Annotated in this window: 12 protein-coding genes; 8 read left to right on the top strand and 4 right to left on the bottom strand. The window is 32.2% G+C overall.

All coding sequences use genetic code 11. The features are described from left to right. Positions 1-98 precede the first annotated feature (98 nt). The 4 genes from tig to N4A42_RS03050 all read right to left on the bottom strand — a co-directional run bounded on the left by tig (position 99) and on the right by N4A42_RS03050 (position 3,336). Positions 99-1,421, bottom strand: a complete 1,323-nt coding sequence (gene tig / locus N4A42_RS03065) for a trigger factor (protein WP_294069695.1) — start codon at positions 1,419-1,421, stop codon at positions 99-101. A gap of 82 nt (positions 1,422-1,503) precedes the next feature. Then, on the bottom strand, positions 1,504-1,851 hold the full coding sequence (locus N4A42_RS03060; RefSeq protein WP_294069692.1) for a phage holin family protein: 348 nt from the start codon (positions 1,849-1,851) through the stop codon (positions 1,504-1,506). A gap of 10 nt (positions 1,852-1,861) precedes the next feature. Continuing rightward, entirely contained in the window at positions 1,862-2,626 is a 765-nt protein-coding gene (locus tag N4A42_RS03055) for an alpha/beta fold hydrolase (RefSeq protein WP_294069689.1), read from the bottom strand. Continuing rightward, entirely contained in the window at positions 2,623-3,336 is a 714-nt protein-coding gene (locus N4A42_RS03050) for a pyridoxine 5'-phosphate synthase (RefSeq protein ID WP_294069686.1), read from the bottom strand. The genes N4A42_RS03055 and N4A42_RS03050 overlap by 4 nt, the downstream gene beginning before the upstream one ends. 91 nt (positions 3,337-3,427) lie before the next feature. Between N4A42_RS03050 and N4A42_RS03045 the strand changes: the two genes are divergently transcribed. The 8 genes from N4A42_RS03045 (at position 3,428) to murI (ending at position 11,871) form a co-directional block, all read left to right on the top strand. Beyond that, positions 3,428-4,084, top strand: coding sequence for a CBS domain-containing protein (locus N4A42_RS03045; protein WP_294069751.1), 657 nt, complete (start codon positions 3,428-3,430; stop codon positions 4,082-4,084). Between the two features lie 2 nt (positions 4,085-4,086). Then, entirely contained in the window at positions 4,087-4,965 is an 879-nt protein-coding gene (locus N4A42_RS03040) for an NAD kinase (RefSeq protein ID WP_294069748.1), read from the top strand. 222 nt (positions 4,966-5,187) lie between these two features. After that, positions 5,188-5,877 (top strand): DUF6089 family protein, encoded by a 690-nt coding sequence (locus N4A42_RS03035; protein ID WP_294069683.1) that lies wholly within the window; start codon positions 5,188-5,190, stop codon positions 5,875-5,877. Continuing rightward, a complete protein-coding gene (locus N4A42_RS03030) occupies positions 5,878-6,621 on the top strand; it encodes an isoprenyl transferase (protein ID WP_294069680.1) in 744 nt (247 codons plus the stop codon). Further along, a complete protein-coding gene (locus N4A42_RS03025) occupies positions 6,590-9,172 on the top strand; it encodes a POTRA domain-containing protein (protein WP_294069677.1) in 2,583 nt (860 codons plus the stop codon). The genes N4A42_RS03030 and N4A42_RS03025 overlap by 32 nt, the downstream gene beginning before the upstream one ends. A 153-nt stretch (positions 9,173-9,325) precedes the next feature. Then, positions 9,326-10,465 (top strand): OmpH family outer membrane protein, encoded by a 1,140-nt coding sequence (locus N4A42_RS03020; RefSeq protein WP_367172475.1) that lies wholly within the window; start codon positions 9,326-9,328, stop codon positions 10,463-10,465. A 32-nt stretch (positions 10,466-10,497) separates the two neighbouring features. Continuing rightward, a complete protein-coding gene (locus N4A42_RS03015) occupies positions 10,498-10,998 on the top strand; it encodes an OmpH family outer membrane protein (RefSeq protein ID WP_294069674.1) in 501 nt (166 codons plus the stop codon). 93 nt (positions 10,999-11,091) lie between these two features. Beyond that, a complete protein-coding gene (gene murI / locus N4A42_RS03010) occupies positions 11,092-11,871 on the top strand; it encodes a glutamate racemase (protein ID WP_294069671.1) in 780 nt (259 codons plus the stop codon). The last annotated feature ends 5 nt before the right edge of the window (positions 11,872-11,876 follow it).

The following is an 11,876-nucleotide window of genomic DNA, read 5'->3' as shown; positions in this document are numbered from 1 at the left end:
TGGTTTTACGCCTTAAAGATACTAATTTTTAGATTCCTGTTTGCACAGGAATGACAATTTAAGGTTTTAAGGCAAAAGCCTTAATATGTTTTTAAATACTAACTGTAGAATTCTTTAACAAAATCATCATAAGTGATTTCTTTTGTTTTAAGATTTGCTTCAGTTTTATATAGGTTTAATAATTTTTGGCTCATTAGCTGTTCAGAGATGCGTTTTACTTCATCTTGGTTAGACATTATACGAGCAGCGATGTCTTCTAATTCCTTTTCAGTTGGATTCATTTGTCCAAATTGTGCCATTTGACCTTTAATCATGTCCATGGCAAAAGATTTTAATTCTTCAAACTGAACTTGTAACTCATGCTCGGCAATTAATTTACCTTCAATTAATTGGTAACGCATGCTTTTTTCAGATTTTTCATATTCTTCTTTAGCTTGCTCTTCTGTCATTGGTTCTTCACCGGCAGTTTGCATCCATTTTTGAAGAAACTCAGCAGGTAAATCAAACTTTGTGTTTTCTACTAAATATTCAGTAACATCATTTAACAATTTTTGATCGCCTTGTTGTGCAAATTGTTTTTCAGAATCTTCTTTAATTTTGTCTTTTAACTCAGTAACTGAAGTTACTGCTTTTGGTCCAAAAAGCTTATCGAATAATTCCTGATCTAAATCAGCAAGTTCTCTCTCGTTAATTTCAGTAACTTCAAAAGTAACCTCTATTGCTAATCCGTGAGCGTCATCGTGAGGTACTTTTAAAAAGTTCATTAAATCGTGGTCGTCATTAAATAAACCTTTAGTTTTTAATGAAATAACATCACCAACCTTAGCGCCAATAAATTTCTTAGGATTTGTTTTTCCTTTTAATTTATCTAATGTAATTGTTGCAACATTGTCAATAGCGTTTTCCTCATTAGTAAACTTACCTGTAACTTCAGAATTTTCGGCTATTTCAGTTTGAGATACTAATTTTCCGTATTGCTTTTGGATATGCTCAACCTGATTGTCAATCATTTTATCGTCAGCAACAATGTTGTAGTGAGTGATTGCTTTTTTTCCTTTTAGTTTAACATCAAATTCTGGTGCTAAACCTAATTCAAATTCAAAAGAAAATGTATCAGCATCCCAATCTAAATCATCTTGAGGTTTTGGTAATGGGTTACCTAATACGTCTAGTTTTTCTTCAACTAAATATTTGCCTAAAGCATCTTGCAATAGCTTATTTACTTCATCTACCAATACAGCTTTACCATATTGCTTCTTAACCATTCCCATAGGTACATGCCCTTTTCTAAAACCAGGAATGTTTGCAGACTTACGGTAATCTGTTAAGATCTTCTCTACTTTATCGCTGTAATCTTCTTTAGCGATATCTACTTTTACAACCGCATTTAATGCATCGATGTTTTCTCTTGTAATATTCATTATGCTTTAGTAACTAAAATTGGGCTGCAAAAGTACAATATTTTTCGCAACCCAACAATAGTTTTAAAGCTTTGACTTTTAGCTACTTTTTATCTGTTTTTAGGAATGAATGTAGTAATGATTGCAAGATGGATAATAAAATGCTAAATAGAATGGCTGTGCCAATACCATTTACCATAAAACCATCTATAAGTTTGTCGGCCAACAGTATAATGATTGCGTTAATAATAAATAGAAATAAGCCAAGTGTTAAAATAGTAGCAGGTAAGGTTAAAATAATAAGTATTGGTTTTACTAATACATTAAGAATTGAAATTACGACTGCAACTAATAATGAAGTAGCATAATTATCTACATGTACTCCGTTTAATATTTCTGCTAAAATGAATACTGCTAGAGCGTTTAGTAAAAACTTTAGGATGGGATTCATGTTTTTATTTTCAAGATATGAAATTTATCACAGCTTCATAAAAATCCTTTGGGTTTTCGGCATGTAACCAATGTCCAGAATTGGCAATAGTTACAATACGCGAATTTGAAAAATGACGATAAATAATGGCTTCGTCTTGTACTCCTATATATTCTGAACGATCACCTCTAAGAAAAAGCGTGTCTTTTTGAAATGTTGCATGAGCTGGTAAAGCTTCTCCAACTTCTGAGACATTGTCTTTGAGTGATGGTAAATTTATACGTAATCCTAATTGACCTTTTTCTACCCAGTACAGGTTTTTTAGTAAAAACATACGTGTACCAATATCATTAACATAATTACTTAAAGCTTTATCGGCTTCGCCTCTGGTTTTAATTTGAGTGAAATCTAAGCTATTGAGTCCTTCTAAAATAGTGTCGTGATGAATAGGGTAATAACGTGGAGAAATGTCTGCAACCAAAAGTTTTTGAACTAGCTCTGGATATTTTGTAGCAAACAACATGGCTGTTTTTCCTCCCATAGAATGTCCTAATAAAATGATATCTTCTAGGTTGTGTTTGTCGCAATAGTTTTTTAGATCCTCTGTCATTAGCTCATAATCAAAATCGTGAGCATGAAAACTACGACCATGATTGCGTTGGTCTACTAAATGTACTTGGTAATTAGATTCAGAGAATTGTCTGGCTAAGGTTTTCCAATTATCTCCCATACCTAAAAAGCCATGCAAAATAATAAATGGTTTTCCTTCTCCTATAATGTTAGAGTGTAAGATCATTTTAGTTTTTCTAAATACATTTTTATAACATTTTCAGCACCCAAGTATAGGCTTTCTGAAATTAACGCATGTCCTATAGATACTTCTAAAAGCCCAGATATATTGTCTTTAAAGTACTTAATGTTGTCTAATGATAAATCATGTCCTGCATTAACGCCAAGGTTTAATGTATTGGCTAAATTAGCACAATCTGCATAAGGTTTTATAGCATCTTTGTTGCCTAATTTATACTCATGTGCAAAAGCTTCTGTGTATAATTCAATTCTGTCGGTTCCTGTAGCTTTAGCTCCTTCTATTTGGTTTAAATCTGGGTCAACAAAAATAGATGTACGAATGCCATTGTCTTTAAATTCTTTAATTACGTCAACCAAAAAATCTTTATGCTTAATTGTGTCCCAACCTGCGTTAGAGGTGATGGCATCTTCAGCGTCTGGTACCAAAGTAACCTGAGTTGGTTTTATCTCTAAAACCATGTCTATAAATTTTGGAATTGGGTTGCCTTCTATGTTGTACTCAGTATATACTTCTGGTTTTAAGTCGTAAGCATCTTGGTAACGAATATGTCTTTCGTCTGGTCTTGGATGAATAGTTATGCCTTCTGCTCCAAAACGTTGCGCGTCTTTTGCAAACTGAACTACATTTGGTAGATCTCCGCCACGACTATTTCTTAACGTTGCAATCTTATTTATGTTAACACTTAATTTTGCCATTTTATTCAATTTTGAAACACAAAAATACAGAACTCATCTTGGGTTTTTATGGTTATTTTTGATTAATTTGCAAGATATAGAAGCTCATAATATGCAGTTACAGAATTTCGTAATAAATGATATAAAGCCACTAGGGATCGCAGATAAAATAGGTGATTTGCAATTGTTATTTAATCAGTTGACATATTCACATATTCCTATTCAAAATGAGGGAATATATATGGGTTGCATTTCTGAAACAGATGCACATTGTTTTGATAGTGCAAAGCCTATTAGTGAATATAATTATACCATTGAAGGGTTTTTTGTTAGATCTACAACCAACTGGTTAGATGTGCTTGAAGCGTTTGCTTTAAATGATTCTAATATAATGCCAGTGTTAGATGAAAATAATAAGTACATAGGTTATTATGAACTTAATGATATTATACATTTATTTAATGAAACTCCGTTTTTTTCAGAGCCAGGAGGAATTTTAATTGTAGAAAAAGGTATACATGATTATTCGTTTAGTGAAATAAGTCAAATAGTAGAAACGAATGATGCTAAATTATTGGGAGCATTTATTTCTAAAATGAGTAGTGATTTAGCACAAATTACGATTAAAATTGGTAACTCAAGTTTAAATGATATTATTCAAACTTTTAGGCGTTATAGCTATAATGTAGTTTCTGGCCACGAAGAAGATTCATATATCGAAAGTTTAAAGGAACGTTCGCAATATCTCGATAAATATCTAAATATGTAATGATGAAGATAGCTGTTTATGGTCAGAATTATGCCAAAGAATCTTCACAAAAAGCCTTTGAAATTCTTAAAGAAGTTCTTTTTAAGCATAACGTTGAGGTATTTGTAGAGGAAGCTTTTTTTAAGCAACAAGATGACGTTTGTCAAGAAGAAGATACGATTAATACTTTTACAGAGTTAGATAAAAGTTATGACTTATTGATAAGTATAGGTGGTGATGGTACTATATTAAGAGCTATAACTTACGTAAGAGACTTAGCTATTCCTATAGTAGGTATTAATACAGGTAGGCTAGGGTTTTTAGCAACTATTCAAACAGATGAAATTGAGGTGTCGCTTTCCGAAATTTTTAAGGGTGACTATAAAATCTCTGAACGTTCTTTGTTGAGTGTGTCAACGACACCTACTAATAATAGTGTAGCAGAAACAAATTTTGCACTTAATGAGATTGCATTGAGTAGAAAAAACACCACATCTATGATAACTGTAGAAACCCATCTCAATGACGAGTATCTTACATCGTATTGGGCAGATGGTCTTATTCTCTCAACACCAACAGGTTCTACAGGATATTCTTTAAGTTGTGGAGGGCCAGTAATAACTCCTGAGGCAAATAGTTTTGTGTTAACACCAATTGCGCCTCATAATTTAAGCGCACGTCCTTTGGTAATACCAGATAATACGGTTGTTACTTTTAGAGTTAATGGTAGAGAAGATCAGTTTTTAATGTCTTTAGATTCTAGGATTGTTACACTCGCAAATACAACAACTGTTGCTGTTAAAAAAGCAGATTTTACTATTAAGTTAGTTGAGCGTTTAGATGAAACCTTTTTAGAGACCCTTAGGAAAAAATTACTTTGGGGAGAAGATCGCCGAAATTAAATTAGTTAGCTGTTAAAAATAGATTATTGGTTGAGGTTTTTTGATAGATTGTAATTAGTTTTCATGTACTTTAAGTTTCAAATTCTTCTTTGTTCGTTTTTGTGTTCAACTTTCTAAATTATACAATAAATGTAGATAAAAACTGTTTATCTGTAAAGACATTTAGTGTCAAATTATTATAGGCTAATCATAATTGTTATATTTGCAAACTTTGAAAGATTTATGAGGTACTTATTCCTGGTTTTTATAAGTATGTGCTTCCTGCAGAAAACAGATGCCCAAATCTATGAGATTGGTGTGTTTGTTGGTGGAAGTAATTTTATTGGTGATGTTGGTGCTACCAATTATATCTCACCAAATCAAGCTGCTTTTGGAGCTATGTTTAAGTGGAATAGAAGTCCTAGGCATTCGTTTAGAGCTTCAATTATTTTTTCAGATTTAGAAGGTATAGATGGGAAATCGGATGACCCAAGACGTGTGCAAAGAGGTTATAGTTTTAATAATAGTATTTTAGAAATATCCGCTGGAATGGAATTTACGTTCTGGGAATTTGATTTACATACAAGTGGTATACAAGGAACACCATATTTGTATTCAGGTATATCTCTTGCAAAACATGATAATTATTACTTCGCACAAAGCGGACATTATACATCAGAAGGCACAAGTAGTTGGGCTTATGGTATTCCAATGGTGTTGGGATATAAAACCAACATCAGTAATCATTTAGTGTTGGCTGCAGAAATAGGTGCGCGTTACACCTTTTCAGATGAGTTAGATGGAAGCGTGCCAGATAGTGAGCAAAGAGAACAACTTAGTTTCGGAAATACAAATAGCAATGATTGGTATGTGTTTTCAGGAATTACATTAACTTACACCTTCGGGAGAAGGCCTTGTTATTGCAATTTTTAAATGAATCTAAAAGAACAAATAAACTTAGAAAAACTTCCCAACCATTTAGCAATTATAATGGATGGTAACGGTCGCTGGGCAAAACAACAAGGCTTAATGCGTGTCATTGGTCATGAAAACGGAACCAAATCTGTGAGACAGGTTGTTGAAGCTAGTGCAGAATTAGGCATAAAAAACTTAACACTCTATGCATTTTCTACTGAAAATTGGAATAGACCAAAAATAGAGGTGCAAACATTAATGAAGCTTTTGGTTAAATCTCTAAAGAAAGAGATAAAGACACTGCAAGACAATAACATAAAGTTATCAGCTATAGGTTGTCTTAATGATTTGCCTAAAAAAGCACATAGCGAGCTATTAGATGTTATAGAAAAAACAAAAAATAATACTAATATGACATTAACCTTAGCGTTAAGCTACGGATCTCGTGAAGAAATTGTTAATGTTATTAAGGAATTATCAGTTAAAGTTAAAAATAATATAATTTCTCCTGAAAGTATTGATGAATCCATTATAAATAAGCATCTTTACACGCAAAATTTACCAGATGTAGACCTGCTAATTCGCACAAGCGGTGAGCAAAGAATCAGTAATTTTTTATTATGGCAAATTGCCTATGCAGAATTATATTTTACAGATATTTTATGGCCAGATTTTACAAAAGAAAATCTGTACGAATCACTCATAAATTATCAAAATAGAGAACGAAGATTTGGAAAAACAAGCGAACAACTTACCTCATAAAGAAGCACTAAACACTTTTACTAAGCTTATTATCTGTGTGGCATTATTTATTACAATGCCATTCATTGGTAATGCTCAAATTAAAGACGGAGCAAAATATTTAATTAAAGAGATAGTAGTAACAGGAAATACCAATTTTAGTCCGCAAACCATTATCGCTTACTCTAAGCTTAGAAAGGATGAGGAGATACAAGTAGGTGGAGAGAAAATTGCTAATGCAGTTAAAACCCTATGGAAATCTAATCTTTTTAGTAATATAGATATTTTTATCACTAATATAGAAGGTAATACGGCAAATTTAGAAATTCGTCTTATTGATTTGCCTGAGCTTAAAGATGTAACCATTAATGGTATTAAGAAAGGTAAAAAAGAAGAAATTATTAAAGAGAATAAACTTCAATCTGGTGTAAAGGTTACAGAGAATCTTATTGCTACTACCAGAAGTTATCTTACCAACAAATACAAAAAGAAAGGTTTTCTAAACACTAAAGTGAAAATTGTTACCACAGAGGTAATTGATTCTGTTGAAAAAGAACGCGTTAATATGCGTGTTAATATAGATAGAGGAGAAAAGGTTAAGGTTAAGAATATTAATTTTATAGGTAACGAAAAACTTAAGGATAAGAAACTTCGTAAAGCAATGAAGAATACGAAGAAGAGAAGTCTTAGTCCACTGAGAATTTTCAAGCGTTCAAAATATATAGAAGAAAATTTTAGAGAAGATTTAGTTAGCATTGTAGATAAATATAAAGAAAAAGGATACAGAGATGCTAGGATTATTTCAGACTCAATTATTTACAATAACGATAAGACAATTAGTTTAGATATTAAACTAGAAGAAGGGGAAAAATATATATTCGGTAAAATTGAATTTATAGGAAACACGGTTTATAGTGATAGGCAACTTGCGTCATTATTAGGTATTAAAGAAGGCGATACATATAATGGTGTTGAATTAAGAGAGCGTATAGATGATCCTAATAATCCTGATGCTGTCAGTATAGCAAATGCATATCAAAACAGTGGTTATATGTTTTCTACAATAAACCCTGTTGAAGTAAGCGCTGAAGGTAATGTTATTGATATGGAAATTCGTATTTCCGAAGGTAAACCTGCCTACTACAATAATGTAACAGTAGTTGGTAATGATGTTACAAATGATCATGTCATTTATAGAGAAATTAGAACCCGTCCAGGTGAACTTTACAGTAAATCTCAAATCATTAGAACTTTAAGAGAATTAGGGCAGTTAGGTTTCTTTGATGCGCAACAACTAGTGCCAAATATTAAAAACCCAAATCCAGTAGATGGTACATTAGATATTGAGTATGAAGTGGTAGAGCAAGGTTCTAGCCAGATACAACTGCAAGGTGGTTATGGTGGTGGTGGTTTTATAGGTACCTTAGGATTATCGTTTAATAACTTTGCAATTAAAGATATTTTTAAGAAAGAAGCATATAAGCCTGTACCAAGAGGTGATGGTCAGAGTTTAGCATTAAGACTGCAAGCAAGCCAGTTTTTCCAAACGTATAGTTTTTCATTTAGTGAACCTTGGTTAGGTGGAAAAAAACCATTTCAATTATCAACATCATTATCATACTCGAGACAATTTTTATTTGATTCACAAACCCGTAGAGCAGATAGAGATAGGAGGTTTAATATTCTTGGGATAACAGTAGGTGTGTCTACAAGGTTAAGAGAACCAGATGATTATTTTTTATTGTCCCAATCAATAAGTTATCAAAATTATGATTTAAATAATTATAATACAGGTTTGTTTACTTTTGGCGATGGTAGTGCAAATAACTTATCTTATACCATTGGGTTAAGTAGAAATAATTTATATACAGACCCTATCTTTCCAACAGGAGGTTCAAATTTTTCGGTATCAGCAAAGTTTTCTTTCCCTTATTCTTTAGTTAATGGGGTGGATTATAAAGCTCTAAAAGAAGAGAGAGATACTTTAGATCCAGATAATGCAGACGATATTGTTCGAATAGGTGAAATAGACCAAGAACGTTTTAAATGGTTAGAATTTTATAAAATAAAATTTAAAGCAGATTGGTACACAGCATTAACAAAAAAGTTAGTTCTTAGGCCTAGTTTAGAGTTTGGTTTCCTAGGGGCTTATAATAATGATAGAGGTGTAATTCCGTTTGAACGTTTCTTTGTAGGAGGTGATGGACTCGGAAACTTTGCTTTAGACGGAAGAGAAATAATTCAGCTTCGAGGTTACCCTAATCAGTCATTGTCTACCTCAGATGGTGGATCTATATATAATAAATTTTCTCTAGAACTACGCCATGCTATTACTTTAGGAGCCCAAGCAAAAATATATGCTCTTGCCTTTTTAGAAGGAGGTCAGTCTGTTAATAGCTTTAGAGATTTTAACCCTTTTGACGTGCATAGATCAGCAGGTGTAGGTTTAAGAGTGTTCATGCCAGCCTTTGGTTTATTGGGGATAGATTTGGGTCATGCCTTTGATGATTTACCCAACGGTAATTCTCCAAGAAAATGGGAAACACACTTCATAATTGGACAACAATTTTAAGTTTGGCACGATATTTTCAAACTGCTAAATAAGTATTTCATTATGGTGTTAAAATTTTTAAGAATATATTTCGTTAAATTTGAAGATTAGTAACACTAATAAACACGACAAAATATTGTTTAACCATAAACAAGTCTAAAAACACAAACAATCATGATGAAATTTAAAGTTCTTTTTTTATTGGCAATAATAGGTCTAATGAGCTTTAGTGTTAATGCACAACGTGGTGTTAGAATAGGCTATATTGATACCGAATATATTTTACAAAATGTACCAGAATATCAACAAGCTTCTACACAATTAGATAAAAAAGTTTTACAATGGAAATCTGAGATAGAAAAAAAACTCAATACCATTGAGCAAAAGAAAAAAGAGCTAGAAAATGAAAGTGTGCTTTTAACAAAGGAGTTGTACGAAGAGCGCATGGAAGATATTTCTTTTGAAGAAGCTGAAATTTTAGATTATCAACAAAAGCGTTTTGGACCTAATGGTGATTTAATAATACAAAAGCGTCAATTAATAGAGCCAGTACAAGATCAGATTTTTGCAGCTGTTCAACAAATAGCCGAAACAAAAAAGTTTGATTTTGTTTTCGATAAGTCAGCTGATGTTGTTATGCTTTATTCTGCTGAGCGTTACGATATTAGTGAACAAGTTTTAAGAACGATAACAAGGACATCTAAGCGTAGCCAAGCTAAAAGTAAAAAAGAGCGCAAAGCTTTAGAGGAAGAGGAAGTTGTACCAGTAGTTAGTGAGGAAAAAGACGAAAGACAAAAAGCCCTAGAAGAACGTAAAGCAGCAAGAGAAGCAGAATTAGCAGCAAAACGTGCAGAGCGAGAAAAAGCTTTAGAGGCTAGAAGAGCAAAGCAAGACTCAATTAGAGCTGCTAAAAAAAGAGAGGCAGATGAGCGTAGGCAAAAAGTTTTAGACGCAAGAAACAACAATGCAGATGAGGATAAAACTACTGTAAAAGAAAGCCAAGCAAAAGAAAGTACGTCTAAGGTGAAAGACAGTACATCTAAAGCAAAACCTACTGTTAAAGGAAAAAGTAATGTAAAGTCAGACAGCACAAAAGCAAAGTCAACTATAGAAAAAGATACTTTAGGCACAAAAAAGCAGCCTACTGTTGCAGAAATAAAAGCGAGAGATAGAGCAAAAAGAAAAAAGGCTCTTGAAGCAAGAAAGAATAAAATATTAGAACAAAGAAAAAAAGCTCGAGAAGAGCGTGAGAAACAATTAAAACGAAGAGATTCTATAGCAAAAGCTAAGAAAAACGAAGAGGAAAATAATTAACAATTTATAACACACAAATACAATTTAGAAAAATGAAGAATTTAAAAACACTATTAGTTGCATTAGCACTTTTTGTAGGCGCATCTACTTTTGTAACCGCACAAAGTAAAATTGCACATATTAATAAGCAGGAATTAATAAAGGCTATGCCAGCATATAAAACTGCACAAACTGAAATCGAGCAACTTGGAAAAACATATGAAGCTCAATTTCAAGATTCTTTAAAAGAGTTAGAGAATAAGTTAAAACAATACGATGCTGAAGCACCTCAACAAACACAAGAAGAGAACCAAAAGCGTATGCAAGAGGTTGAAGGTATGAAACAAAGTATTGGACAATACCAACAAAAAATGAATCAAGATTTACAGAAAAAAGAGTTTGATTTGTTAAAGCCAATAGTAGAAGAAGCAGATGCAGCTATTAAAGCAGTTGCAAAAGCACAAGGTTTTCAGTATGTTTTAGATTCTGGTATGTTAATCATGGCTGAAGGTAAAGACCTTATGATAGACGTTAAAGCACATTTAAAAATATAATTACAAACAAAATAAGTTTTTTAGAAAGTCGCTTTGTTAAAAGCGACTTTTTATTTTTGTAATATAGCATAAAGATAAAATCTCGATTATCGGGTGAGTAACAAACCAATAGGCATATTCGATTCTGGTGTAGGTGGTACATCAATTTTTAAGGAAATACATATGTTATTGCCTAAAGAAAATTGTATCTATTTAGCAGATAGTAAAAACGCACCTTATGGCAATAAATCAGAGAAAGAGATACAAGAGCTTTGTATTAAAAATACCGAATTATTACTTAGTAAAGGTTGCAAACTTATAGTGGTAGCTTGTAATACTGCTACAACAAATGCGATTACTTATTTAAGGGAGAATTATAACAGTTCATTTATAGGAATAGAACCAGCAATAAAGCCAGCAGCACTTAGTACCAAAACTAAAGCCATAGGTATATTAGCTACCAAAGGAACACTAAGCAGTCAATTGTTTCATAAAACATCAGATATTTACGCTAATGGTGTTAAGGTTATAGAGCAAATAGGAGAAGGCATAGTACCCTTAATTGAATCAGGTAAATTATATTCTGAAGAGATGAAGAATTTACTAGAATTATACTTAAAACCAATGCTAGATAAAAATATAGATTATCTAGTTTTAGGCTGTACGCATTATCCTTATCTCATACCTGTGCTCACAGAATTGTTACCTAAAAAAGTGAAAATTATAGATTCAGGATTAGCAGTAGCCAAACAGACCAAAGCTATTCTTTTAAAAAGCAATTTGTTGAATAATGAAACAAAAGTTCCTTCTATAAAATTATATTCTAATGGGAATCTAGAAGTCTTAAATTCCATATTAAAACATCAATTTAAAACAGAATATTTAGATTTTTAATAAAA

Origin of the sequence: Winogradskyella sp. (assembly GCF_025210595.1) — a bacterium.
In the GTDB taxonomy this organism is placed as follows: domain Bacteria; phylum Bacteroidota; class Bacteroidia; order Flavobacteriales; family Flavobacteriaceae; genus Winogradskyella.
The sequence above is the reverse complement of the archived record's forward strand: the minus strand, read 5'-3'. Positions and strand labels throughout refer to the sequence as shown.